This is a genomic window from Pseudomonas sp. LBUM1661 (assembly GCF_059695925.1).
In genome coordinates, this window is record NZ_CP166794.1 from 5,289,658 (window position 1) to 5,315,343 (window position 25,686).

Consider the following 25,686-nt stretch of genomic DNA (forward strand, 5'->3'; position numbering starts at 1 on the left):
CCTGGTTCCTGACAAAAATCCCAGTCATAAAAAAAGCCCCTCGATCGAGGGGCTCTTGGTGAAGCGCTGACCGCCAACCCGCATCAGGTCATCTGAATGATGGTCTGCATGATGGTGCTCTGGGTGGAGATGGTCTTGGCGTTCGCCTGGTAGTTGCTCTGGGCCTTGATCAGGTCGACCAGTTCGTTGGTCACGTTGACGTTGGATTCTTCCAGGGAGTTGGAAGCGATCGAACCCAGGGTGCCGGTTTCCGGTGCATCGTAGCCCGGGATACCCGACGCGAAGGTTTCTTTCCAGCTGGTGCCGCCCACGGGCTGCAACCCTTGTTCGTTGGTGAAGCTGGCCAACGAAATCTGGCCAATAGGCTTGGTCTGGTTGTTGCTGAAGTTGGCCAGCAACACACCGCTGCCGTCGATGGTCAGGTTGGTGATCTGGCCAGTGGCGTAGCCATCCTGCGCCGGAATCGAGCGCGCGGAGTCGGCATTGTATTGCGTGGTGTTGGCCATCGAGATGGTCACGCCGGCAGGGTTGGCGCTCGCACCGTTGGCGGTCCAGACGCCGTTGGTCACGGAACCCGGAACCCAGGTGGTGACCTTCAGGTCACTGCTGATGACCGGCGCACCTGGCGGGGCCGGAGTGCTGACCTGGACCAGCTTGCCAGTCGAATCGAAAGTCATGGTCGAAGGGACCGGCGCCGTCGGCGCGGCAGGCAGGCTGCCATCCGGGTTACGACCGTCAATCAGGGTGTAGACATCCCAGGTGTTGGCGCCCGTCTTGACCATGTACTGGTCCATGATGTGCTTGTTGCCTTGGCTGTCATACACCGGCGTGCTGAACGGCTTGGTGTACGTCTCGACTTTGCTCGGGTCGAACTTGTTGGCGGGGACGGTCTGATCAATCACTTTCTCAGTGGAGTTCAGGTTGATCGTCGACGAAATGATGCCGGTCGATTTCGGCGCCAGGTTGGAGGTGTCAATGCGCAGGTCGGTCAGCACACCGTTGACGATCTTGCCGTTGGCGTCCACACCGTAACCCTGAAGGCGCGAGGTCCCGTCGGTGTTGGTGACGAAACCTTCCTTGTCGACCTTGAACGTACCGGCACGGGTGTAGGACAGCGAACCGTTGTTGTTCAGCACGAAGAAGCCGGAGCCATTGATGCCCATGTCCAGCACGTTACCGGTGTTGTTGATGTCACCTTGGGTAAATTGCTGGGAAACGTTGGCCAGGCGCACGCCACTACCGGTGGTCTTGCTGCCCGAACCCAGCTTGGTCGCCGAATACACGTCTTCGAATTCTGCGCGGGACGATTTGAAACCGGTGGTCGCCACGTTGGCGATGTTGTTGCCGGTCACGTCCAGTTGTTTGTTGGCTGCATAGAGACCGCTAAGGCCGATATTGAAAGACATATTCCACTCCTTTGTGCCGTGTTAGTCGGCTCTATATACCAATGGTTTGAACTTTGGACAGGGCGACACTTCCCAGCCCGGCCAGGTTGAGCATCAACTCACCACCGGTCTGGCTGATGGTCACGCTGTTGACGGTCGCCGGCAGATTGGTGACCAGCGCTGCCCCCTGACCATCGATCGTGGTCGTTGCCCCAAACGTGTAAGTACCCGATGCGAGGACGTTGCCGGCATCGTCCTTACCGTCCCAGGTGAAGCTCGAATTACCGGCTTTCTGGTCTTCCAGCTTGATCGTGCGGACCGTTTTGCCGTCCTTGTCGGAAATCGTCAGGGTGGCTGACGCCACCGACTGCGGTATCGCCACCGAACCGGTCAGGCCCTTCGTCGTGTCGACCACCGCCTTGTCGCCCGGTGCAATGACCGAACGGCCGACCAGTGACGAAGCCTGCAACGCCTGGGACGAGTTGTAGTTGCCGGCAATGCCGGACACGGTCTCGTTGAGCGTGGTGATCCCTTCCAGGCTGCTGAACTGCGCCAACTGCGCGACGAACGCACCGTTGTCCTGCGGCTCCAGCGGGTTCTGGTTTTTCAGCTGCGTCACCAGCAATTGCAGGAACGCGTCTTTGCCCAAGGCCTTTTTGCCGCTGGCACTGCCGGCGGCCGACGCGAGGCTATCGTTGTTGGTGTTGGTCTTGATCGAGGAGTTGGCCAGGATGTCCTTGAGGCTCAAACCACCGGTCGTATCGGTAACACTCATCTGAGTCGCCCCTTATCACTGACCGAGGGTCAGGACCTTTTGCATCATGGTTTTGGCGGTGTTCATCATTTCGGCGTTGGTCTGGAACGAACGGCTCGCGGAAATCATGTCGGCCATTTCTTCCACCACGTTGACGTTCGGGTAGTAGACGTAACCCTTGGCGTCGGCGGCCGGATGGTTCGGTTCGTAGCGCGCGTCGAGGTTGCTCTGGTCTTCGACCACGCCCAGCACTTGCACGCCTTGACCGGCCGCGTCCTGGTTCTGGAACAACGAATCGCTGCCGCCGCTCTGGCCGCCCTGGAACATGGTGGCAAACACCGGATGACGCGCACGGTAGGTCTGGTCGATGCTCGACGAAACGGTTTCGGCGTTGGCGATGTTCGACGCAACGGTGTTCAAGCGAGTGGTCTGGGCACTCATGCCGCTACCGGCAATGTTGAAAACGCTGGACAGGGACATGACTTACTCTCCACGCAGGGCTGACACCAGCCCTTTGAATTTGCTGTTGAGCAGGGTGAAGCTGGCCTGGAAGTTGACCGCGTTTTCCGCGTAGTTCGACTGTTCCAGCTGAGCGTCCACGGTGTTCTGGTCGATCGACGGTTGCATCGGCGTGCGGTACAGCAGCGACTCGTCGCCATTGCCCAGGCCTTGCGCTTCGATATGACGACTATTGGTCATGTTCAAGGCGAACGTGCCGTTTTTGGCTTTCTCGCTCTGCTCGGCGAGCACTTTCGAGAAGTCCAGGTCCCGAGCCTTGTAGTTCGGGGTGTCGGCGTTGGCGATGTTGTTGGCCAGGACTTCGGCACGCTGGGCGCGGAAGCCCAGGGCTTGTTCGTGGATACCGAGCGCTTTATCGAAGCTGATGCTCATGTCGGGAAACCTTCGGGTGACCTGATTTTTCGTAACATGGACATTAGCAAGCGTCGTGCCAATTCAAAAAAACCCGTAAACCGGGGCTTTGCGGGCAGTGGCAACGCGGCAATGCCAGAAAAGCGGCAACCGATTTCCGCTGGCTGCCGCTTTTCTGCCGCTTATACACGTTCGCAAGGACAACATCCGACCCTGTGGGAGCGGGCTTGCCCGCGATAGCGTTGTGACAGGTTGCATAATGTCGACTGATACGCCGCCATCGCGGGCAAGCCCGCTCCCACAGGGGATGAAGGTGTATTGAGAAATCACCAGGCATAAAAAAACGGGAGCCCCTGAGGACTCCCGTTTTTTGTTGCCGCCAACCAATCACTTCGCCTGGTAAATGATCCCCGGGCTGCACTGGACCATCTGGTAATGGTCCGGCAATCCGTTCAGCGCCTCGGAAGCACCGAGGAACAGATAACCGCCGCGCTTCAGCGTGCCGTGGATGCGCAGCAAGATGTCTTTCTTCACCTCGGCGGAGAAGTAGATCAGCACGTTGCGGCAGAACACGATGTCGAACTTGCCGAGGCTCGCGTAGCTGTCCAGCAGATTGAACGAGCGAAACTCCACCCGGCTCTTGATCGGCGCCTTGATTGCCCAGCGTCCCGGCCCTTTCGGGTCGAAGTAACGTTGCAGGCGCTCGGGCGACAGACCGCGGCCGATGGCCAGGCTGTCGTACTCGCCGGTCTTGCAGTTGTTCAGCATGGTGCCGGACAGATCAGTGGCAACGATCTGCACACCCATCTTCAACTGGCCCATGTTGACCCGTTCGAACTCGTCGATCGACATCGACAGCGAATACGGTTCCTGACCCGACGAGCACGCCGCCGACCAGATCCGCAGTCGCTGGCCGGGAGCCGCCTTGATCGCTTCGGGCAGCACCTTGTTCTTCAAGACTTCAAACGGATAGGTGTCACGAAACCACAGAGTTTCGTTGGTGGTCATGGCATCCACCACCATCTCGCGCAAACCGCTGCGCGGCTGGGTCTGGATGCGCTGCACCAACTCACCCAGGGACTTGATGCCCTGCTGTTCCATCAGTTTGTTGAGACGGCTCGAGACCAGGTACTGCTTGTTTTCACCGAGCAAAATGCCACAGGCTTTTTCCAGGAAGACCCGGAACTGTTCGAAATCCAAATTACCCGTAGACAAAGATACCGCCTCTTAAATCGTGTTGACCGCCAAGGGCAAAAGGCCCCTAGCTGATGTCTGCTGCTTTGATCCGGTCGACTACCCGGGATGCCAGGTCATCAGGACGGAACTTGGCCAGGAAGTCATCGGCACCGACTTTCTTGACCATCGCCTGATTGAATACGCCCGACAACGAAGTATGCAGGATGATATGAAGCTTTTGCATGCGCGGGTCGGCGCGGATTTCGGCCGTGAGGGTGTACCCGTCCATTTCCGGCATCTCGATGTCGGAAATCATCATCAGGAACTCTTCTTCCGGCTTCTTGCCCTCATCGACCAGTTTGCGCAGGTACTCCAGCGCTTGCCGGCCGTCGTTCAACGCGACCACTTCGACCCCGACCGTCTGCAGGCAACGCGTGACCTGCTTGCGCGCCACCGACGAATCGTCGACCGTCAGCACGCGCAAGGACAGCGCCTTGTGCTGGGTTTCGACGTCCACCACGCCGGCGGAAATCGCTTCCGGCGTCGGCGCCACTTCCGCCAGCACTTTTTCGACGTCGATGATTTCGACTAGCTGATTGTCGACCCGAGTCACAGCCGTCAGGTAATGATCGCGCCCCGTGCCCTTGGGTGGCGGATGGATCTCCTCCCAGTTCATGTTGACGATGCGCTCCACCGAGCGGACCAGGAAACCCTGGGTCTTGGTGTTGTACTCCGTGATGATCACGAAGGGATTGTTCTTGTCCTTCAAGGCGCCGGAGCCGGTCGCCATCGCCAGATCAAGAATCGGAATGGTCGCCCCCCGGATATTCGCCACACCGCACACGACAGGACTGGATTTTGGCATCAGCGTGAGTTTGGGGCATTGCAGCACTTCCCGAACCTTGAACACGTTGATCCCGTAAAGCTGCTGACCGTCGAGACGGAACAACAACAGCTCAAGGCGATTCTGCCCAACCAGTTGCGTGCGCTGGTTTACCGCATCCATTACACCAGCCATGCACAGACTCCTACACCAACGCTTAAGTGTGTTGCGACGCGCATTCATCACTAAACGGCACGGCGCTTGCTTTTTAACTCTTATGAACACAGAACCGACATTTTTCCGACGCCTGACATCAAACTTCCGCAAATTGCTTTGCGCGCTGTCGGCTGTTTGCCTGTTCAACGCTGGCAGCCCTGCCCTTGCTGACGCGGTTACCTTGCCTGACATGCTTATCGGCGTCACACAGGGCTTTCTTGAATTCACCGTAGAGGACTATCTGGCCACCAGTCAAACGGAAGGCCGCTACGAGATCGAGGTCAAGCAGCTCGATCCACGGCTGCGCATGCCCATGTGCGACAAGGAATTGACAGCGACCCTGGAGAGTCCGGCCAAGCCGCTGGGCAGGGTGACCGTCAAGGTTCGCTGCGAGGGCGCATCGCCCTGGACGGTCTTCGTGCCCGCTCAAGTCCGCCTGTTTCGCGACATCGTGACGACCACCCGGCCCCTGCGGCGCACCGGCATTATCGAGCCCGAAGACGTGACCCTGCGGGAGCGCGACATCAGTTTGATCAGCCAGGGCTACCTGACCGCTGTCGATCAGGCGATCGGGCAGAAACTGACCCGACCAATGGTCGCCGATCAGGTGGTCACCCTGGTGCACATGGAACAGGCCGAAGTGATCAGCAAGGGTGACCAGGTGGTGATCACCGCGCGCAGTGGTACGCTCAGCGTACGCATGCCGGGTGAAGCGCTGTCCAATGGCGGCCTGCGCGAACAGATCCGGGTGAAAAACCTCAACTCGCAGCGGGTCATCAAGGCGCAAGTCATCGCGCCCGGCAAAGTGGAAGTGGCCATGTAGCGACCTTCGATCGCGGCTCCCATGCTCATGAGCCCCGCGCTCATGAAGAGATGGCGCACCGCCCGACTGTTGCCTAAACTGTGCCCCAGGCAGGGCAAGCGCTGGCGCGCGCAAGCTCATTGATAAATGGGCCTAAAGTTTTCCCGGGTATGGCCGAAAACATGGCAAGCGTCCAAATACCCAGAGGTTTTTTTATCATGGTCATCGATTTCAACCGTTTGAACAGTTCCTCTTCACTGACGGGCAGTACACGTACCAGCGTTGCCAAGGAAACCGCCGAAGCCGGCAAATCCGCGCCGCTGAATACCCCGGCCGAACAGGCCAGCACCGTCACAAGCGGGGAATCGGTACATCTCAGCAATGAGGCTCAACAGTTGCAGAAGGTCACTGACTCGCTGCGCGATCAGCCTGCCGTCGACAAAGCCCGCGTGGCCGAGTTGAAAGCAGCGATTGCCGATGGCAGCTATAAAGTCGACAGCAACCGCGTAGCCAGCAAACTGCTCAACTTCGAAGCCCAGCGCTAGGCCACCACGGTCTGCGCCAGGCTTTTGGACGCTTAAAACCCAAGGCCAGCCATGCACGACACTAATTTGCTGCAACTGATCACCGACGACTTTGCTCCAGCCCAACACTTGCTGCAGTTACTGCAAACCGAGTCCCTCGCCTTGCATGGTCGCGACATGCAACTGCTCGAAGACATTCTGGCGCAGAAGCAGGCACTGATCATCTTGCTCGAACAGCATGGCCGCAAACGCAGTGAAATCCTCGCCAGCCTCAACTTGCCGACCACGCGCAAGGGCCTTGAGCAACTGGCCGAGCAGTCGAGCATCGGTGACCAATTGCTCGCACAAAGCGATGTACTGACCGACCTCCTGGCCCAATGCCAGGCCGCCAACGTCAACAATGGCCAGTCGATCATCATGCAACAGGCCGCCACGGCCACTCAGCTGAAAATCCTCACCGGCGGTGAACCGCCAGCCCTCTACAATGCCAGCGGATCATTCTCCACCCTTGTGAAGCCGCGCCCACTCAGTCAGGCTTGAGCCGGCAACATGCGCACGCCCTATCAAGACGCGAAACATGCTGGCAAAATGCTGGCTAGCCGCAGTCAAATTTTGTCTGGAGATTGATGAACCGTGTCCAATGCCTTAAACGCGGACGATGCTCCGCAGCCACCCAAGGTGCTCAGCACGCCCCTGGAGATCTCCGGCAATCTTCGCCAGCTGCAAGAAAGCCATGACCCGCTGATCATTACGTTCCACGAGCGCAGCCAGCGCTTCCAGAGCTATCTGGTGGACATCGATCGTGAAAGCAAGACGATCGCCCTGGACGAAATGATTCCACGCGACGGTGAACGCTTCCTGCTGGCCGGCGAACCGTTCAAGGTCGAAGGCTTTCACGACGGCGTGCGCATTGCCTGGGAAAGCAACGGCCCGCTGAGCATCGACGAGTCCGGTGGCAGCCGCTGCTACCGTGGCCCATTGCCCGCCGAGGTGGTTTACCATCAGCGGCGCAATGCGTTCCGTGCAGCGTTGAAACTGGCGCAACTGGTCAGCGTCGACCTGGACGGTGAAAAGCTCAAGGCACCGATCAGCGGCAAGCTGCTGGACATCTCCGCCACCGGCTGCAAGCTGCGCTTCGAAGGCGACATCACCGACAGCCTGCAACTCGGCCAGGTCTACGACCGCTTCGCCGCCGCCCTGCCCTTTGGCAAAATGACCGCGCCGGTCGAACTGCGCTACCTGCACTTCGAAGAAAAGATCTCCACCACGTTCGCCGGCATCCGCTTTCACAACATGAGCGGCCTGGTGCAGCGGCAAGTCGAGCGGTTCGTCTATCAGCTTCAGCGCGAAGCGCGACGCTTTGACAAAGACGACCTGTAATACGTCGCCGCAATAAAAAACGGGCAGTCCCTTGCGGTGACTGCCCGTTTTTTTATGCCTGGGATTTAAGGCCTGGCCTCGGTAAAACTTTGCTCGCGACCGGTGTCGGGATCGTCCGGAGGCAGATCGCTTTCGGCCACCGTTTCGGTTTCGGGTTCCGGGTCCGGTTCAGGATTGACCGGGTTCTGCATCTGTTCCTGCACCACCTGCTCATCGACACGCGGGTCGAGACACGCCACCAGCGGCGAACTCGACATGCTGTCAGGCATAGCCACGTGGTGCAGCGGAGCATCGTCGACCTGATGCAGGTTGGTGACGGCTTTCGGGCGAATCCGCCACACCAGCACCAGCGCGAAGAAACTGAAGAAGGCATACAGCATTTGGCTGCCGAACAGCTTCATCAGCACCCCGGCCACCAACGGCCCGATGCTCGCGCCCACGCCGTAGGTCACCAGCAACATCGCCGTCAGGGACACCCGCCGATCACCCTCGACGTGGTCATTGGAGAACGCCACTGCCAGCGGATACAGGCAGAACATCACCAGCGAACAGAAGAACCCGGCAACAAACAAAACCTCCAGCGGTACTTGTTGCATGATTGCCAGCGGCAACGCGGTAAGGGCCAGGACCACCGCAAAACAGCGGATCAACAAGGCCCGGTCATAACGGTCCGACAGCCAGCCCAACGGCCACTGCACCAACAGTCCGGCGAAGATGCAGCTACCCATGAACAGACCGACCTGCTCCGTGGACAGCCCTTGCTGAGAGGCATACAACGGTGCCAAACCATAGAACGAACCAATGATCAGCCCTGCTCCCAGTACCGTACTCAACGACTGCGGCACGCGCTTGATGAAGAAGCGCGGCTCCATCGGCGCCGGATGTAACGGCGCGGGGTGAATCCGCCGCGTCAGCGCCACCGGCACCAGGCACAAGGCAAAGCACAGCGCGACCAACATCAACAGTTCCAGACCCAGCGCCGGGTGCATGACCAGAATCAGCTGGCCCAGCACCAGGCCCAGGTAGGAGGCGATCATGTAGCCGCTGAACACCGCGCCCCGCTGCGAGGCTTCGGCCTGTTCGTTAAGCCAGCTTTCGATGACCATGTACTGACACATCATGCCAAGGCCGACGATGACCCGCAGGAACAGCCATGCCGGCAACCAGTCGACCAGGCCATGGCCCAGCACGGCCGCGCCGACAATCCCGGCGCACGCCGAATAGGCTCGAATATGCCCGACCCGCGCGATCAGCCGATGGCCGATCTTGCCGCCCAGCACCAGGCCGAAATAGTTGGCGGCCATTAACGCACCGACCCACAGACTGTCGACGTGATCCGCCGCCAGGCGCAAGCCCAGGTACGTACTCAGCAAGCCAGAGCCGATCAACATCATCAGCGAAGCGAAATAAAGCGCTCGAAAGGGTTTCCAGATTTGGCGCATCGGCGTTCCGAGCGGCTCCTTGCAGTGAGAAACGGGCTACCCGAAAAGATAGCCTCGTAGAAACGATGCGTCAGGCCTGGGCTGCTAAAACACGGCGTTCCCAGGGCGTAATTTCATCAAAGAAGCTGGTCAGTTCCAGGGTCTTCGTCGCGATGTAGCCTTCGATGAACTCGGAGCCAAACAGTTCCTTCGCCAATTGGCTACGTTTCAGACGCTCAAGGGCGGCATGCAAGGTACACGGCAGCGAAAGATTGTCCGGCACCTCGAACACACCCTGGATCGGCTCGCTCGGTTCCAGCTGGTGTTCAATGCCATACAACCCCGCGGCCAGGCTCGCGGCAATCGCCAGATAAGGGTTGGCGTCGGCCCCTGGCAAGCGGTTTTCGACCCGACGAGCGGCCGGTGAACTGGCCGGAATGCGCAAACCCGCGGCACGATTATCGTGGGACCAGCAGGCATTATTCGGCGATGCATACGGATGGCACAAGCGCTGATAGGAATTCACGTTCGGCGCGAACAGCGCGGTGAAATCCGCCATGCCGGCCTGCTGCCCGCCGATGAAATGGCGGAACATCGCGGTCGGTTTGCCGGCCTTGTCGCTGAACACGTTTCGATCGGTGCCGATCTCGACGATGCTCTGGTGAATATGCATCGAACTGCCCGGCGTGTGCGCCAGCGGCTTGGCCATGCAGACCACGGTCAGGCCATGCTTGAGCGCGACTTCCTTGAGCAGATGTTTGAATAAAAAAGTCTGGTCGGCCAGCAGCAGCGGGTCGCCGTGCAGCAGGTTGATCTCGAATTGGCTGACGCCCATTTCGTGCATGAAGGTATCGCGCGGCAAGCCCAGGGCCGCCATGCCTTCGTAGACTTCAGTGAAGAACGGGCGCAAGCCATTGTTGGAACTGACGCTGAACGCGGATTGACCGTCTTCGCGACGACCGTCCAGGCCGAGCGGCGGCTGGAAGGGTTGAGTCGGGTCGGTGTTCGGTGCGAAGACAAAAAATTCAAGCTCGGTCGCCACCACTGGCGCCAGGCCGAGGGCCGCGTAACGGCCGATCACCGCTTTCAATTGGCCGCGGGTCGACAGGTTAGAACGTCCGCCGGTCAGCTCGTCGGCATCGCAAATGGCCAATGCGCGCGGCGGCTTGCTCCAGGGCAAGCGATGGATGTGCGCCATGTCGGGCACCAGCGCCAGGTCGCCATCGTCGCTGCCGTAAAAACGGGCTGGCGGATATCCGCCCATGATGCATTGCAGCAGCACACCCCGTGCCATCTGCAAACGCCGCCCTTCGAGAAAGCCCTCGGCGGTCATCACCTTGCCGCGGGGTACGCCATTCAAGTCCGGCGTAACACACTCGATCTCATCAATGCCCGTCAATCGCTCCGCGAGTGAACCATGGCCACCGGTTGTCATGACGCCATCCTTTTTATTGTGCGAGCCGCGAACGGCGACCCGTACAAAATAGGCTCCGGCTGTTCAGAATTTCAAGCAGGCGCCAATAAAAAGACCGATCAGGGCAAATACAGGCTGAACACACCGCCGCCCAGCGGGCCGCCGTTGCTGATTTCGGTGCGTCCGCCGACGCCATTGCGCTGGTGCAGCGCTGCAATTCGCCCGGCAAAATACAAGCCCAGCCCAGTGCTGCCACTGCTGTGATTGATACCCTGCACGTAATCGGCCTGGCGCTCGATCATCTCGGGCGGGTAACCCTCGCCATCGTCGTTGATGGTCAGCACCAACTGCCCGGCTTCATCGCTGACGCTGATCAACAGCGCGTGGCGGGCGTAGCGAATGGCGTTGTTGATGCTGTTGGCCAGCACCGAAGCGATCAACTCCCGATCGAAGAAACCCAGCGGGCTCAACGGGTCCACTTCGTAGGTCGCCATGATCCCGCGACTGGCGAATACGTCCTGATGGCAGGCCAGTTGCGCTTCGATGAAGTCATCCAGTTCATGGTAAGCCGGCTGCAACGGCATCTGGTTGACGCCGAGTTTGTACAACCCCAGCAACTGCACCAGCATGCCGTTGAGGTGGGCGAACTCGAACTCGATCACGCCCTGCTCCGGGGTCTGCCGCGTCGCGTCGGGCAGCCGTGCCAGCCATTGGCTGTGGGCCTGCATCAACATGGCCAGGGAGTTCTTCATGTCGTGCACGGTGGAGGCAATCACCGTGGAAAAATCGAGTGCCTGATCGTTGTCGTTCATTCGCCAAACGCCTTGCTTCGCAGTTTCTGATAACGGGGAAAACGCGCATCGGTGTCAGGCATCAGGCCGACCATTTTCAGGCAGGTCCGACACTCTTCCAGTTCCGCCGAAGGCACACTGGTGTCGGTGCCGTGCAGCAGCGACTGCGCCAGGTTCAGGGCGATGCTGATGTTCTTCGGTTGCAGCGCCAATGCTTTGCGAAATACCTCGCGGGCTTCCACCAGATTGCCAGTCTTGTACACCCGCACGCCCTGACGGTTGAGGTCGGCCGCCGCGTTGCCGGAATTGAGGATGGCCGGATCGTCGGTCAGCTTGGCGATGCCCTTCATCACCGCAGGGTCGTCACCGTAGATTTCCGCGCAGTTTTTCAGCATCGAGGCGCCAGCACTGGCCTGACCGAGCATCTGCAATTGCTTGGCGACCAGCAGCGCCGCTTCGGCGCTCATGAACTGTTCCATGCCATCGAGGCGCATCATCGCTTGCTCGGTGAGCTTCTCGGCGGTCTCGGCATCGTTGAGCAGCAGGCTGGTGGCCTTCATCAGGCGCGCACGAATCTGCAGCCCTGGGTCGCTCGGATTTTCCTTGGCCACCGCACTCAATGTCGTGTTGATTTCCAGTCGGGTCCGGGTGTCCAGGCCCTTTTCACTGCCTTTGCTGATCAAGGCGTGGGCCAGGCCGAGGTTGCTTTCGGCATCCTTGAAACGCGACTGGGCACCTTGGGACACGGCCTGGCGATAGGCTTTTGAGGCCGTTTCAAAATCTTCGTTGGTCATGGCCAGCTTGCCCAGCAGCGCCTGGCGACGCACCGCCAGCGGTGACAAGCGAATCGCCTCTTCCAACACATGCTGGGCCGCCTTGGTGTCCCCTTCGGCGACCAGCACATCGGCCATGCCATCGTAGAGGGCCGGCATCATCGGGAATACTTTCAGGGCTTTTTCGTAGACGCCTTTGGCCTGACTGACCTGGCCGCGCTTGAACAGCAGCTTGCCGAGCCCGGCAAACGCCCACGGTAGCGGCCGATCAGCAATGATGCTGTCGTAGAGGCGCTCCAGCGCCTCGTTCTGATTCAGGTCGCGCAAGGCATCGGCGCGGTAGCGCAGGCACAACGGCGAATAGCGAATGTCTTGCTTGCACAGCGCAATGCAGGCATTCAGCACTTCCACCGGCTTGCCCCGGTCGAGGGCTTGCAGGATCGGCTTGAGCAAAGTCTTGCGCTGCTCCAGCCGTTCGAGGCGCTGGGCCAGACCGGAACGATTGAAGGGTTTGGTCAGGTAAGCATCGGGCTCGTGCTCCAGCGCGCTGAGCACCATGGCCTGACTCGTCTCGGCGGTCACCATGACGAACACCGCTTCATGGCTGATCAGCTTCTCGATCATCAGGTCTTCAAGCACCTGCTGACCGTTTTTCTTGCCGTCTCCCAAGTGGAAGTCCTGCAGGATGAAATCGTAGGCCTTCTGCGAACACATGCGCAGTGCCGCCTCCCCGGTATCGGCGGTGTCGACATCCTTGACGCCGAGCTCGCGCAGCATCGACCGGACGGAACTGCGGAAATCCGAGAAATCATCGACGATCAGAAAACGCTTTTGGTGATACGACAGCATCGAGGATTTCCAGGCAATTTAAGAAGACCGTTCAGGTTATCGGCCAGTAGTGGCGTTCCCTTGAAGCAAGGGAAGCGCAATTGTGCATTTGGCTGTCAATGAATTTATGCCCTGCCCCAAAAGCGAGCTAAATATTTGAAGGTGTTATTGAAAAACGGGATTATTCTGGTTCATTGACGTGCGCCTCACCCCGTTTGAATTCAAGGCACGCTTACTCGTCGCCGGCAAAGGCAGAAGTTATGACCACCACACCCAAGCACTCGGCCACGGCTCCCGAGCAAAAGGCCCGGAGCCCCAGCACCCTGGACTTCCCGGTGGTGGGTATTGGCGCGTCGGCGGGTGGGCTGCAAGCGATCAGGCTGTTCTTCGAAAACATGCCCCAGGACAACGGCATGGCGTTCGTGATCATTCTTCATCTGTCACCGGATCATGAAAGCATCGCTGACAAAATCATCCAGGAATCGACCCGGATGCCGGTTCTGCAGGTCTTCGAATCGGTGCCCATCGAAAAAAACCGGGTGTACGTGATTTCACCGGCGCACCGGTTGACGATGAATGACGGTTTTCTCGAAGTCAGCACCCCTGACTCGCGCGAAAGTCGCCATGCCTCCATCGACCTGTTCTTCCGCAACCTCGCCGACGTGCACCGCGAGCGTGCCTTCTGTGTCGTGCTGTCCGGCACCGGTTCGGATGGAGCGGTCGGCTTGTCGCGTATCAAGGAACAGGGCGGCATCACACTGGCCCAGGCGCCGGAAGACGCCGAGTTCGACGGCATGCCCCGCGCGGCCATCGATACCCACATGGTCGATCTGGTACTGCCAGTGGTCGACATGCCGCAAAAGCTCCTGGAGCTGTGGCGCAACTCCCAGGAAATCAGCTTGCCCACGGCCAACGACGGGGAACTGCAAACCATTGCCGCCGTGTCCGAACGCGAAGCGGCAGTGGCCGAGCAACTGTTGCACGACGTCCTGATCCAGCTGCGCACCGGCACTGGCCATGATTTCAAGCACTACAAACGGGCGACCGTCTTGCGCCGGATCGAGCGCCGGATGCAGGTCACCGCCCAGCCGGATCTGCGCGCCTACTACCACTATCTGCAAAGTAACCCCGAAGAAACCAAGGCGCTGCTGGGGGACATGCTGATCGGTGTGACCAACTTCTTCCGTGACCGTGAAGCCTTCGAAGCGCTGGAACGGGATGTCCTGCCGCAATTGGTCAGCGCCGCCGTGTCGGCCCATCCAGAAAAAGAAGAAATCCGCGTCTGGTCGGCTGGCTGCTCAACGGGCGAAGAAGCCTACAGCCTGGCGATGCTGCTCAATGATCAGCTGCAACTGGACGCCAGCGCGGCGTCGATGCAACTGTTTGCCACCGACATCGACGAGCGCGCCATCAGCATCGGCCGGGCCGGCCTGTATCCGCAAGCCATCATCACCGACGTACCGCCAGCGCGGCTGCGGCACTACTTCATCAAGGAAGACGACCACTATCGGATTCGCAAGGAACTGCGCGAAAAAGTCCTGTTCGCCAAACACAGCCTGCTGTCCGATCCACCCTTCTCGCAAATCGACCTGATCGTGTGCCGCAACCTGCTGATCTATCTGGATCGCGAGGTGCAGCGCGAAATCCTGCAGATGTTCCACTTCGCCCTGCGTCCCGGCGGTTTCCTGTTTCTCGGCTCGTCCGAGAGCGCCGATGCCTGCCACGAACTGTTCGCCCCGGTGGATAAACGCAACCGGATTTTCCGCGCCAAGACCGGCGCCAACAGCCGGCGCACCCCGACCATGCCGCGCGGCGGTTATGTACGCAGTAATGTTTCACGCGAAGCGCCGCAAAGCAGCGCGCCACGCAAACTGTCTTTCGCCGACATTCATCAACGCGCCCTCGAGCAATCCGCACCGCCGAGCGTAATCGTCGACGGCAACGCCGACATCCTGCATATGAGCGAAAGTGCCGGGCGCTTCCTGCGCCATGTCGGCGGTGAGTTGTCGCGCAATTTGCTGACGCTGATCCTTCCGGAACTGCGCCTGGAAATCCGCACCACACTGTTCCAGGTTCAACAGAGCGGCCTGCCCGTCAAGTCCCGCGAAGTGCCGATCAAGCGCGATGACCGGCGTTACCTGATCGATCTGGTCGCCCATCCCTATAAGGATGAAGAATCGGACGGCGACTACATTCTGGTGATTTTCGAGGAAGTCGAGGTCGACCCTACGGAGCTGGCGGCCAGCACCGTGCTCCAGACCGAAAGCCAGGTGCTGTCCAACCTGGAGCGCGAACTGCAACGCACCAAGCTGCACTTGCAGGACACCATCGAACAGTCGGAAATCTCCAGCGAAGAGCTCAAGGCTTCCAATGAAGAAATGCAGGCGATCAACGAGGAACTGCGTTCGGCCACTGAAGAACTGGAGACCAGCAAGGAAGAGTTGCAGTCGATCAACGAGGAGTTGCTGACGGTCAACTACGAACTGAAAACCAAGGTTGAAGAAACCGACAAGATCAACGATTACCTGACCAACCTGATCGCCTCCACCGACATTGCCACGGTGTTCGTCGACCGCAGCATGCGCATCAAATGGTTCACCCCGCGCGCCACCGACCTCTTCAATATGTTGCCGGTCGATACCGGACGCTCCTTGCTCGACATCACCCATCGCCTGCATTACGACAACCTGGCCGGTGACGCGGCGCTGGTGTTCGAATCGCTGAACATGATCGAGCGCGAAGTCAGCAGCACCGACAACCGCTGGTACATCGCCCGCCTGCTGCCGTACCGCTCCAGCGAAGACCACATCGACGGCACCGTGCTGACGTTCATCGACATCACCAAACGTCGCGCGGCCGAAGAAGAACTGCGCCTGGGCGAAGAACGCATGCGCCTGGTCGCCGAAAGCACCCGCGACTACGCCATCATCACCCTTAATGAACAGGGCATCATCACCAGCTGGAACAAAGGCGCCGAATTGATCTTCGGTTACAGCAAGAGCGAAGCCGAAGGCGCTTACTACGACTTCATTTTCTCGGCCGAGGATCGCGCCTCCGGAGTGCCTGAAAACGAACTGCTGTCGGTGCGCACCCATGGCCGCAGCGACGATGAACGCTGGCACCTGCGCAAGGACGGTAGCCGGTTCTTTTGCAGTGGCGAAGTGACCCTGCTCAGCGGCGACAATCTTCAAGGCTACGTGAAAATTGCCCGGGACCTGACCGGCCACAAACGCCAGCATGAAGAGCAGAGCCAACAACTGGCCGAAACCCGCAACACCAACTACCTCAAGGATGAGTTCTTTGCGGTCATGTCCCACGAACTCAAGCATCCGCTGAACCTGATCCAGCTCAACGCAGAACTGCTGCGGCGCTTGCCGCTGACCAAGTCCGTGGCGCCGGCGGCCAGGGCCGTCAACACCATCTGCGATGCCGTCAACAGCCAGGCACGCATCATCGATGACCTGCTCGACGTGGCCCGAGTGCGTACCGGCAAGCTCAAGCTGCAACCGGTCGCCGTGGACCTGACCAGTGTGCTGCGCGACATCTACACCGTCGTGCTCAATGACCAGCATGACGTCACGCTTGAGTTGCTGGTGCCTTGCGATCCGTTAATGGTGCATGCCGACCCGACGCGACTTGAGCAAATCATCTGGAACCTGGTGAACAACGCCTTGAAATTCACCCCGCCCAAGGGCCGTGTGCAGTTGATTGCCAGCCAGTCCGGGAACATGGCGCGGCTGGACGTCAAAGACAATGGGGCCGGCATTGCGCCCGAGAACCTCGACCATGTATTCGACCTGTTCAGCCAGGCGGAAAAACAGCACGCCACGCACAACCGTGAAGGGTTGGGGATTGGCTTATCGCTGGTTCGCCAGTTGACTGAGGCGCAACGCGGCACCGTCGAGGTGAGTTCGGCCGGGGTGGGAACGGGCTGTACGTTCAGCGTTTACTTGCCACTGGCAAAGACCCAAGGCGATGCCCAACTGTCGACTCAGGCCGATAACGCCTCTGGAAGACTCAGCGGCCTGACCATCCTGCTGGTAGACGATTCCGCCGACGTCCTGGAAACCTTGAAGATGCTGCTGGAAATGGAGGACGCCGAAGTGCTGGCCTTCGACCGTCCGGCGGCGGCGCTGGATGCCGCGAAAAGCACTCGTTTCGACCTGATCATTTCAGACCTGGGCATGCCGGTCATGAACGGCCACGAGTTGATGAGCGCCTTGCGTCAGTTGCCACTGGTCAAGGATGTGCCGGCGATTGCGCTGACGGGCTATGGCGCACAAAGCGACATTCAAAAGTCACGGCAATCCGGGTTCGACCAGCACATCGGAAAACCGGTGTCCTACGATGAGCTGATCGACACCATCGAGGCCCTGCGGCGCACTTAGCGCTGAACCCGCATCAACACAGGTAGGCACGCTGTACGCTGGTTCGCCGATCGATCGCTTGCCGCAGACGGTCCTTGTGCTCTGCCCAGACCTTGGGATCGACTTTGGTCGAGCGCATCAGGGCCAACATGGCCGCCTTGGCGGCCTGATACTCTGTCCAGGCGTCGTCGGACCGGATCTTCAAACGCTCACGCTCGGTCATTTCCATGCGCCGCAACGCCAGCACCGACTCATCGGTGATCACCGTGCTCAAGGTCAATTGCACCCGGTGCGGCGCGACGAACGCCTGGGTATCCGTGACAATCTCCCTCGCCCGTTGCGCACCCCATTTCAGCGCCATGCAGTACTGCTCACCGATGCGCCGATCATGAAACTCCTCGCAAATCGCCCAGCCATCAGAGCCGTAGACGCCTACGAAAACCTGGGTGACCCCCTCATGACTGACCCGCGCCTGAATCTCAATATGCACACCATTTCCCAGCACCTCATCATGGCTGTGAAGCGGTAACCGCATGTTAGTCCATAACCAGAATTTGGCGCCTCTGCGTCGCATCGATTTCGCCCCATCAGTGGTGTCTGGAGTAAGGCACAGCAATGGCCGGGTTGCCATGTAAGTCGTCGGGAGGTTCGGACATAAAAAAGCCCCGCCGGAAGAAAAATCCGGGCGGGGCTTTTTTGACAGCGCAGGGCTGAAATTTGATGGTGTCCCAGGGCAGGTTCGAACTGCCAACCTTCCCCTTAGGAGGGGGATGCTCTATCCAATTGAGCTACTGAGACACAAATCGCCCGCAAGGACTGCGGTGCGATGGACGGCGTGCATGTTAACGGGCAGGCCTGATTTTGTCATGTCGTCCGTGGGCTTTTTAAGTGTAGGCAGATGCCTCGCGGGGGCGAGGCCTTGTTTACCGTGCAATTTGCATCACCTCAAAAAGCCATCATTGCAAAATGCAATGCAGGCAGTTCGTACGAATATCTTAATTCATTGTTTTTAAAGGATTTAATAGCCGTTAGACTCTTGGCATGCCGGCTGCTTTAGCTGTTCTCAAAGAACAACGGAGGCCAGCCTCATGAACAGCGCCCTTTTACTCTCGAATGCGATCGCCCTGGCGATTCTGTTGGGTTTTCATTTTGCCCCCGAGAGCGGCGCTGAGTCGGTCGCCCAACGCACGCCTCATTACCTTCAACTGCAAAAAGCGCCGCAATTGGCGGTGATGAGTGATCAGCGCGTATTCGTCAGTGAAGACAGCATCCTGCTACCGCTACAGTCGTCCGAACGTTTGGTATTTTGATTCACCCCATCAGGAGCACAGCATGTCCAAATCAGCCGCTGGATTTTTCATCCTCGCCTTACTGAGCGGCATTCTTCATCTGTCTTTGGTTCAGGACACGGTCGTTACCTTGCCCCTGATTGTCTGCGGCGTATTCAGCGCGTTGTTCGTGCTGGCGCTGATCGCCGGGCGCAAGTTCAAATTCGATCCGGTCCTGCGTTAGCCTTCAGCAGTCCCAGCAAATTCGTGACCGTCAGAGTCAGGTCGCCGGAGTTATCGAGTCGATGGATCTGCGCATCGCCGATTAAACCATCCGTCGCAAATAGCTCATTGCGGCGCAGCCTCGCTTCAATCTCCGCAAGCCCCTCACGCCCGCGTCGCAACAAGCGCTCTCGCAAGACGTCATTCTTGACCGTCAACAACACCGGCAACAATGTCGGATAGCGATGCAGCGCCTGCGCCAGATAGCCACGCGAACCGTTGACCAAGACATGACAACCGTCCTTGAGCCATTGATCGATTTCGGCCGGAATGCCGTAATCCAGACCGTTGGCGCGCCATGACAGCGCAAAATCACCCGCGGCCCTGCGCTGTTCGAATTCTTCGTGGGAAACGCCGACGGCGTCCTCACCCACCGACTCGGCCGAGCGCGTAATGACGCGGCGCACCACTGCACAATTGAGCGCCTGCAAGGGCGCTCGAGCCGCTTCGATGAGGCTGTCTTTGCCCGACCCGGACGGCCCCATCAGGAAAATCAGCCTGCCATCCATCCTGAAAACCTCCCCCGCAGCCGGTATGCCACTAGTAAATCGGCCAATTGCCACTATCCTGTATAAGTAAGGAACAATGATCGAATCCGTACAGCATGCGCTTTCAGCCGTCTTCGGACATCCACTGTCAGGCAACTGAAAACGGTCATTGATACGGACCCGAGGAAAATTTTCAAACCCAGTCCGCATTTCTGACAATGGGTGCTGGCATTAAGCCTTTACCCCGATCAATATTTGTCACAGAATTGACGCCAATGATCTGGCTACTTTGAGGCATGATGCGAGCCTCTATCAATTCAGGTTGAACATTTGGCCAGAGCGCTTGTCCTATCTGACATCCTGCGGCCAATCCCGAGAACCGCTCCCCTGAACTAACCGGTTAAATATATGCGCCCATTGAAACAGGCAATTTATTCCAGCCGTACGGCTGACAAGTTCGTCGTACGTCTGCCAGACGGAATGCGTGAACGCATTGCCGAAGTGGCTCGCAATCATCATCGCAGCATGAACTCCGAAATCATTGCGCGCCTTGAGCAGAGTCTTATTCAGGAAGGCGCACTGGGCGAAGAGTTGAGCATGCGCCTGGACAGCCCGGAGCTGTCATTGCACGAACGTGAACTGCTGCAACGCTTCCGCCAACTCTCCCATCGTCAGCAGAACGCCCTGGTTTCGCTGATTGCGCACGATGCCGAAATGGCCGCAGACGCTTCCTGACTTATCCCGAAAAAAATCCAAGCCAGCATGATTGCTGGCTTTTTTTTGGCCTGGAGTTTGGTGGGTGAGAACGCCGATTGGTTTTGGGATGGGGGAATATCCGTTGCTGCGGTAACGGCGGCTATTGGTTTCGCCCTTACGGCGAGTCACTTTCGAAAAGCGCGAAAGTAACCAAAGCGCTTTACCCCGCCATTCGGTGCCTCGCTAGGGCTCGGCATGCCCTCACTCCGGCATTGCTCCGGGGGCCCGCCGCCATCGGCCATCCATGGCCGGGGGCGGCTACCGCGGCATCCTTGCCGCGGTACCCCCTACGCAACGCCTGCGTTCGGCCTCTGGGAAAGGGGCGGCAGATCTGAAGCCAAAGCAAAGCAACGGCAACGGCAAGATCAACAGCATCGCGAGCAGGCTCGCCCGCACATGATCGTTCCCATGCTCCGCGTGGGAATGCCGCCGGGGACGCTCCGCGTCCCGCTGTCGACGCAAGACTTGAACTCTGCGCACGGGTGACGCGGAGCGTCACGGGATGCATTCCCACGCGGAGCGTGGGAACGATCAGGTAACAGGGGAATGCGTGCGTAGAAATCAGGCCGGCCTGCAGGCCGCCGTGCTTTTGATCTTGACGCACCGTCCCATCGAGAGGCTGAGCGGAGGTTCTGCGCAGTGGGTAACCCGGCAGGGATGCCGGGTTAGCCGCCCCCGGCCATGGATGGCCGATGGCGGCGGGCCCACGGAGCAGGACCGGAGCGAGGGCATGCCGAGCCACAGCGAGGCACCGAACGAAAGGGGCAAAAGCGCTTGGTTACTTGGCGCTCTTCCAAGTAACCCGCCGTAAGGGCGGAACCCATAGCAGCCCTCACCCGAATAATGGATATACACCCCATAAAAAACCCCCGATGCGGCACATCGGGGGTCAGGTCAAACAGGTGCAAATCTTTCAGGATCAGTCGTCCACTCAGAGCAGGAAAATCGTCGCCAACCCAAGGAAGATAAAGAAGCCGCCACTGTCAGTCATGGCCGTAATCATCACACTCGCGCCCATGGCCGGATCGCGCCCCAGACGAGCCAGCGTCATAGGAATCAAAACCCCCGCCAATGCCGCCAGCAGCAGGTTCAACGTCATGGCCGCGGTCATCACGACACCCAGGGACCAACTGCCATACAACAGATAGGCGACGACGCCAATGACGCCACCCCAGACCAGACCATTAATCAGGCCTACCGCCAACTCCTTGCGCATCAGGCGCGAAGTGTTGCCGGTACTCACCTGGTCCAGGGCCATGGCGCGAACAATCATGGTGATGGTCTGGTTACCCGAGTTGCCACCGATACCCGCCACGATCGGCATCAACGCCGCGAGCGCCACCAGCTTCTCGATGGAGCCTTCGAACAAACCGATCACCCGGGATGCAACGAACGCAGTGATCAGGTTTACCGCCAGCCAGGCCCAACGGTTACGCAGGGATTTCCAGACCGACGCAAAAATATCTTCCTCTTCACGCAGACCCGCCATGTTGAGCACTTCGTTTTCGCTCTCTTCACGAATCAGGTCGACCATTTCATCGATGGTCAAACGGCCGATCAATTTGCCGTTCTTGTCGACCACAGGCGCGGAGATCAAGTCGTAGCGCTCAAATGCCTGAGCCGCATCGTAGGCATCTTCGTCCGGGTGAAAACTCACCGGATCGCTGGCCATGACTTCGGAAACCTGTTTCTCCGGATCGTTGACCAGCAGCCGCTTGATCGGCAACACGCCCTTGAGCACGCCGTCGTAATCGACCACGAACAGTTTGTCGGTGTGGCCCGGCAATTCCTTCAGGCGACGCAGGTAGCGCAGCACTACTTCGAGACTGACATCCTCACGGATCGTCACCATCTCGAAGTCCATCAGTGCGCCGACCTGTTCCTCGTCATAGGACAACGCGGAGCGCACGCGCTCACGCTGTTGACCATCGAGGGTTTCCATCAGCTCGTGGACGACGTCTCGCGGCAGCTCGGAGGCCAGGTCAGCGAGTTCATCGGCATCCATGTCCTTGGCGGCAGCCAGGAGCTCGTGATCGTCCATGTCGGCGATCAGGGTTTCACGGACCGAGTCGGATACTTCGAGCAGGATGTCGCCGTCGCGATCGGCCTTGACCAATTGCCAGAGCGTCAGACGATCGTCCAGCGGCAAGGCTTCAAGGATGTAGGCGACGTCGGCGGAGTGCAGGTCATCGAGCTTGCGTTGCAGCTCGACAAGGTTTTGCCGGTGAACCAGGTTCTCGACCCGGTCGTGATGCGGACCTTCCTGGCGATGAGTCAGGTCTTCGACCACCCGCTGACGCTGCAACAGCTCAACAACTTGAGCGAGGCGGTCCTGCAGGCTTTCTTGCGTTTTCTTTACTTCAACTTCAGACATAGGCGAACTCCACTCCCAGCAGCGGGGCACGCCGGAAGGATCAATCAGTCAATTCATGATTGGAAAAACGGTTTACTGAGTAACTACTGGGTAAGTCCATGGAGGTATTCCACAAGCCCCGGCGGGGCTGACGGGCGCAATGATACACCGCCCGGCGGTTTTAAACGTTAAAAAATCGTGGTTGAAACAAGCGCTTGCAAGACAAACCTGAGCGTGGCCCTGATCCATCAAAATGCGACGACTCATCCTGAAAAGAAAACACACCGTCGTCGAAAAATGTAGCGGCTACCCTTGGGTTGGACCGTCATGGAGGACGTTTAATGCCATCGAATGCACTTTGTTTTTTTCTGATCGCCCTGCTCTGCCCGTCGCCCTGGGCGCTTGCCACCACCGTTCACCGCTGCGAAGCGGCCAACGGGCGCATTACCTTCACCACGCTGAGCTGTACGGACGGTGAAAGCCTTTCGCTGCAGGATGTGCGCACCTTCACGCCCGCCATCACACCCGCCACGACAACGGCGCTCATGCCGGAAGCCGAGGTTCGCGAAACATCAGGTATGAAAATCAAAAGGAGAGAACTGACGGTCGTTGGTCAGTCCGAAGACAAATGCGGCAACCTGATCAGTGCCCGCGAACGCCGCGAGGCGATCATCAATCAGCGGGTGGTCGCCGGCATGAGCGTGCAAGACGTTGAAAGCGCTCTCGGCAAGCCAGACAAGATCAGTATCGGGAATTCAGCCACGCGCTACCGCTACGACCTCAAGCGAGGTCGCAGCGCCCACGTCGAGTTCGATGAGAAAGGATGCACCAAAGGAAAAGCCAAATCCCAGACGGCAAAAAGCCCGCATTAAATGCGGGCTTTCTGTTGTATGGTGCACTCGACAGGATTCGAACCTGTGACCGCTCGGTTCGTAGCCGAGTACTCTATCCAGCTGAGCTACGAGTGCATGTGTGTTTTTATACCAGATCACAACTGGTTGAAGCCAAGTCATTTGCATTACTGCAAACAACCCTTAAATGGTGCACTCGACAGGATTCGAACCTGTGACCGCTCGGTTCGTAGCCGAGTACTCTATCCAGCTGAGCTACGAGTGCATTTGTTGCCGCGCATTATAGGCCGTCTAATCTCTATGTCAAACACTTTTTCTAGTAATTTCAACAACTTACCGAAGAAGCCAGATTACAACGTACTACGCAAATAATGGCGGAGAACGGGGGATTCGAACCCCCGACACCCTTTTGAGGTGTACTCCCTTAGCAGGGGAGCGCCTTCGGCCACTCGGCCAGCTCTCCGCAACACGGGGCGTATATTAACCAGCTTCTTCCCCGTTTGCAAACATAAAAAACGATAAAAATTAATGGCTTGGTTCTTCGTCCTTCTCTTTCTTTATACGCAGGTAAATTTCCTCACGGTGGACCGCGACCTCTTTCGGGGCGTTGACACCGATACGCACTTGATTTCCTTTGACGCCGAGCACGGTCACGGTGATTTCGCCATCACCAATAATCAGGCTTTCTGCGCACCGACGAGTCAGAATCAGCATACCTTTCTCCTCACGCATTTCATTTCAGGGACAACAGTCTGCAAAAAAAAGGCACTCGACCTACAACCGGAGCGATCGCAGCCCTACATGCCTGAGTATTGACCAGCGCGAGCAAAAGAACAGCCTCGGGTCGCGCCATTCAAGAAAACAAAAGGGCGCGGTCAGACCGCGCCCTTCGGCAAACGCATCACTCGCCCTGGCGGGCCGGAGCGTCCAGTTCGAAAGCTGTGTGCAGAGCGCGCACAGCCAGTTCCAGGTACTTCTCTTCGATCACTACGGAGACTTTGATTTCCGACGTCGAGATCATCTGGATGTTGATGCTTTCCTTGGCCAGGGATTCGAACATGCGGCTGGCGACACCTGCGTGAGAACGCATGCCGACGCCGACAATCGAAACCTTGGCGATCTTGATGTCGCCAACCACTTCACGGGCACCGATCTCGCGAGCGGTGTTTTCCAGCACGGTTTGTGCGGCCTGGAAGTCATTGCGGTGCACGGTGAAGGTGAAGTCGGTGGTGTTATCGTGCGCAACGTTCTGCACGATCATGTCGACTTCGATGTTCGCGCCGCTGATCGGGCCGAGAATCTTGAATGCAACGCCCGGGGTGTCTGGCACGCCACGGATGGTCAGCTTGGCTTCATCGCGGTTGAAAGCGATGCCGGAAATGATCGGCTGTTCCATGGTTTCCTCTTCATCAATAGTAATGAGGGTGCCCGGACCCTCCTTGAAGCTGTGCAGTACGCGCAGCGGAACGTTGTACTTGCCGGCGAACTCGACCGCACGGATCTGCAACACCTTGGAACCGAGGCTGGCCATTTCCAGCATCTCTTCGAAGGTAATCTTGTCCAGGCGCTGAGCCACGGACACCACACGCGGGTCGGTGGTGTAGACACCGTCGACGTCGGTGTAGATCTGGCATTCGTCAGCCTTCAGGGCTGCGGCCAGCGCCACGCCGGTGGTGTCGGAACCGCCACGGCCGAGGGTGGTGATGTTGCCGTGCTCGTCGACGCCCTGGAAACCGGCGACAACCACCACGCGACCGGCCTTCAGGTCACCGCGAATCTTCTGGTCATCAATCTGCAAGATACGCGCTTTATTGTGCGCGCTGTCCGTCAGAATCCGCACCTGATTGCCGGTGTAGGACACCGCTGGCACGCCGCGCTTGATCAGCGCCATGGCCAACAGTGCAATCGTCACCTGCTCACCGGTGGAGACGATCACATCCAGTTCACGCGGAACCGGCTGGCCGTCGCCACTGATTTTCTTGGCCAGATCGATCAGACGGTTGGTTTCGCCGCTCATTGCAGACAGCACAACCACCAGGTCATCGCCGGCTTCGCGGAATTTCTTAACCTTGTCGGCGACCTGCTCGATTCTCTCGACAGTGCCGACCGAGGTGCCTCCAAATTTCTGTACGATCAAAGCCATTTCAAAGCCGCCTCTGCCCAT

At 58.7% G+C, this 25,686-nt stretch carries 24 protein-coding genes and 4 tRNA genes; 9 read left to right on the forward strand and 19 right to left on the reverse strand.

Annotated elements, in window-relative coordinates:
* Positions 1-83: 83 nt before the first annotated feature.
* From flgE to ACA057_RS24240, 6 genes are all read right to left on the reverse strand, one after another.
* Complete coding sequence (flgE, locus tag ACA057_RS24215; RefSeq protein ID WP_497342978.1) at positions 84-1,406, reverse strand: flagellar hook protein FlgE; 1,323 nt, start codon at positions 1,404-1,406, stop codon at positions 84-86.
* Positions 1,407-1,437: 31 nt separating this feature from the next.
* The gene (flgD, locus tag ACA057_RS24220; protein WP_497342980.1) at positions 1,438-2,160 is read right to left on the reverse strand and encodes a flagellar hook assembly protein FlgD; all 723 of its coding nucleotides are present in this window, start codon (positions 2,158-2,160) and stop codon (positions 1,438-1,440) included.
* 15 nt (positions 2,161-2,175) lie between these two features.
* Positions 2,176-2,619 (reverse strand): flagellar basal body rod protein FlgC, encoded by a 444-nt coding sequence (gene flgC, locus ACA057_RS24225; RefSeq protein WP_010457154.1) that lies wholly within the window; start codon positions 2,617-2,619, stop codon positions 2,176-2,178.
* A 3-nt stretch (positions 2,620-2,622) separates the two neighbouring features.
* Positions 2,623-3,030 (reverse strand): flagellar basal body rod protein FlgB, encoded by a 408-nt coding sequence (gene flgB / locus ACA057_RS24230; protein WP_497342982.1) that lies wholly within the window; start codon positions 3,028-3,030, stop codon positions 2,623-2,625.
* Positions 3,031-3,396: 366 nt separating this feature from the next.
* The gene (gene cheR / locus ACA057_RS24235; protein WP_149417395.1) at positions 3,397-4,224 is read right to left on the reverse strand and encodes a protein-glutamate O-methyltransferase CheR; all 828 of its coding nucleotides are present in this window, start codon (positions 4,222-4,224) and stop codon (positions 3,397-3,399) included.
* Positions 4,225-4,270: 46 nt separating this feature from the next.
* A complete protein-coding gene (locus ACA057_RS24240) occupies positions 4,271-5,203 on the reverse strand; it encodes a chemotaxis protein CheV (protein ID WP_497342984.1) in 933 nt (310 codons plus the stop codon).
* A gap of 82 nt (positions 5,204-5,285) precedes the next feature.
* On the opposite strand from ACA057_RS24240, the gene flgA reads away from it, so the two are divergent.
* The 4 genes from flgA (at position 5,286) to ACA057_RS24260 (ending at position 7,930) form a co-directional block, all read left to right on the forward strand.
* Positions 5,286-6,047: a flagellar basal body P-ring formation chaperone FlgA gene (gene flgA, locus ACA057_RS24245; protein ID WP_497342986.1), complete on the forward strand. Its 762-nt coding sequence runs from the start codon at positions 5,286-5,288 to the stop codon at positions 6,045-6,047.
* Positions 6,048-6,244: 197 nt separating this feature from the next.
* Complete coding sequence (gene flgM / locus ACA057_RS24250; RefSeq protein WP_497342988.1) at positions 6,245-6,571, forward strand: flagellar biosynthesis anti-sigma factor FlgM; 327 nt, start codon at positions 6,245-6,247, stop codon at positions 6,569-6,571.
* A 51-nt stretch (positions 6,572-6,622) separates the two neighbouring features.
* Positions 6,623-7,090 (forward strand): flagella synthesis protein FlgN, encoded by a 468-nt coding sequence (locus ACA057_RS24255; RefSeq protein WP_497342990.1) that lies wholly within the window; start codon positions 6,623-6,625, stop codon positions 7,088-7,090.
* Between the two features lie 93 nt (positions 7,091-7,183).
* Positions 7,184-7,930, forward strand: coding sequence for a flagellar brake protein (locus ACA057_RS24260; RefSeq protein ID WP_497342992.1), 747 nt, complete (start codon positions 7,184-7,186; stop codon positions 7,928-7,930).
* A 65-nt stretch (positions 7,931-7,995) separates the two neighbouring features.
* Here ACA057_RS24260 and ACA057_RS24265 read toward each other — a convergent pair whose 3' ends face one another.
* The 4 genes from ACA057_RS24265 to ACA057_RS24280 all read right to left on the reverse strand — a co-directional run bounded on the left by ACA057_RS24265 (position 7,996) and on the right by ACA057_RS24280 (position 13,178).
* On the reverse strand, positions 7,996-9,372 hold the full coding sequence (locus ACA057_RS24265) for an MFS transporter (RefSeq protein WP_497342994.1): 1,377 nt from the start codon (positions 9,370-9,372) through the stop codon (positions 7,996-7,998).
* 70 nt (positions 9,373-9,442) lie between these two features.
* A complete protein-coding gene (locus ACA057_RS24270) occupies positions 9,443-10,684 on the reverse strand; it encodes a glutamine synthetase family protein (protein ID WP_497350006.1) in 1,242 nt (413 codons plus the stop codon).
* Between the two features lie 200 nt (positions 10,685-10,884).
* Positions 10,885-11,577 carry a sensor histidine kinase gene (locus ACA057_RS24275; protein WP_401362230.1) on the reverse strand — a complete coding sequence of 231 codons (693 nt, stop codon included), beginning with the start codon at positions 11,575-11,577 and terminating at the stop codon, positions 10,885-10,887.
* On the reverse strand, positions 11,574-13,178 hold the full coding sequence (locus ACA057_RS24280) for a response regulator (RefSeq protein ID WP_497342997.1): 1,605 nt from the start codon (positions 13,176-13,178) through the stop codon (positions 11,574-11,576). Before ACA057_RS24280 ends, ACA057_RS24275 begins: the two co-directional genes overlap by 4 nt.
* 239 nt (positions 13,179-13,417) lie before the next feature.
* Between ACA057_RS24280 and ACA057_RS24285 the strand changes: the two genes are divergently transcribed.
* Positions 13,418-17,545, forward strand: coding sequence for a CheR family methyltransferase (locus tag ACA057_RS24285; protein WP_497342999.1), 4,128 nt, complete (start codon positions 13,418-13,420; stop codon positions 17,543-17,545).
* 13 nt (positions 17,546-17,558) lie between these two features.
* Here ACA057_RS24285 and ACA057_RS24290 read toward each other — a convergent pair whose 3' ends face one another.
* Both ACA057_RS24290 and ACA057_RS24295 read right to left on the reverse strand, forming a co-directional pair.
* Complete coding sequence (locus tag ACA057_RS24290) at positions 17,559-18,098, reverse strand: hypothetical protein (protein ID WP_497343001.1); 540 nt, start codon at positions 18,096-18,098, stop codon at positions 17,559-17,561.
* A 147-nt stretch (positions 18,099-18,245) separates the two neighbouring features.
* Positions 18,246-18,322: transfer RNA gene (locus ACA057_RS24295), tRNA-Arg, on the reverse strand.
* A 290-nt stretch (positions 18,323-18,612) separates the two neighbouring features.
* Between ACA057_RS24295 and ACA057_RS24300 the strand changes: the two genes are divergently transcribed.
* Both ACA057_RS24300 and ACA057_RS24305 read left to right on the forward strand, forming a co-directional pair.
* Positions 18,613-18,834: a hypothetical protein gene (locus tag ACA057_RS24300; protein WP_497343003.1), complete on the forward strand. Its 222-nt coding sequence runs from the start codon at positions 18,613-18,615 to the stop codon at positions 18,832-18,834.
* Between the two features lie 22 nt (positions 18,835-18,856).
* A complete protein-coding gene (locus ACA057_RS24305) occupies positions 18,857-19,036 on the forward strand; it encodes a PA3371 family protein (RefSeq protein ID WP_497343005.1) in 180 nt (59 codons plus the stop codon).
* Here ACA057_RS24305 and phnN read toward each other — a convergent pair.
* Entirely contained in the window at positions 19,011-19,583 is a 573-nt protein-coding gene (gene phnN / locus ACA057_RS24310) for a phosphonate metabolism protein/1,5-bisphosphokinase (PRPP-forming) PhnN (RefSeq protein WP_497350008.1), read from the reverse strand. The genes ACA057_RS24305 and phnN overlap by 26 nt on opposite strands.
* A gap of 387 nt (positions 19,584-19,970) precedes the next feature.
* Between phnN and ACA057_RS24315 the strand changes: the two genes are divergently transcribed.
* Positions 19,971-20,297 carry an Arc family DNA-binding protein gene (locus ACA057_RS24315; RefSeq protein WP_003178899.1) on the forward strand — a complete coding sequence of 109 codons (327 nt, stop codon included), beginning with the start codon at positions 19,971-19,973 and terminating at the stop codon, positions 20,295-20,297.
* A gap of 952 nt (positions 20,298-21,249) precedes the next feature.
* Here the strand turns inward: ACA057_RS24315 and mgtE are convergent.
* Complete coding sequence (mgtE, locus tag ACA057_RS24320; RefSeq protein WP_401362253.1) at positions 21,250-22,692, reverse strand: magnesium transporter; 1,443 nt, start codon at positions 22,690-22,692, stop codon at positions 21,250-21,252.
* A gap of 320 nt (positions 22,693-23,012) precedes the next feature.
* On the opposite strand from mgtE, the gene ACA057_RS24325 reads away from it, so the two are divergent.
* Positions 23,013-23,543, forward strand: coding sequence for a cell envelope protein SmpA (locus ACA057_RS24325; RefSeq protein ID WP_497343007.1), 531 nt, complete (start codon positions 23,013-23,015; stop codon positions 23,541-23,543).
* Between the two features lie 19 nt (positions 23,544-23,562).
* Here ACA057_RS24325 and ACA057_RS24330 read toward each other — a convergent pair.
* The 5 genes from ACA057_RS24330 to ACA057_RS24350 form a co-directional block, all read right to left on the reverse strand.
* A tRNA-Arg gene (locus ACA057_RS24330) sits at positions 23,563-23,639 on the reverse strand.
* Positions 23,640-23,710: 71 nt separating this feature from the next.
* Positions 23,711-23,787, reverse strand: a tRNA-Arg gene (locus tag ACA057_RS24335).
* Positions 23,788-23,894: 107 nt separating this feature from the next.
* A tRNA-Ser gene (locus ACA057_RS24340) sits at positions 23,895-23,985 on the reverse strand.
* 62 nt (positions 23,986-24,047) lie between these two features.
* Positions 24,048-24,236 (reverse strand): carbon storage regulator CsrA, encoded by a 189-nt coding sequence (gene csrA, locus ACA057_RS24345; RefSeq protein ID WP_002554426.1) that lies wholly within the window; start codon positions 24,234-24,236, stop codon positions 24,048-24,050.
* Between the two features lie 187 nt (positions 24,237-24,423).
* Entirely contained in the window at positions 24,424-25,665 is a 1,242-nt protein-coding gene (locus tag ACA057_RS24350; protein WP_401362259.1) for an aspartate kinase, read from the reverse strand.
* Between the last annotated feature and the right edge of the window lie 21 nt (positions 25,666-25,686).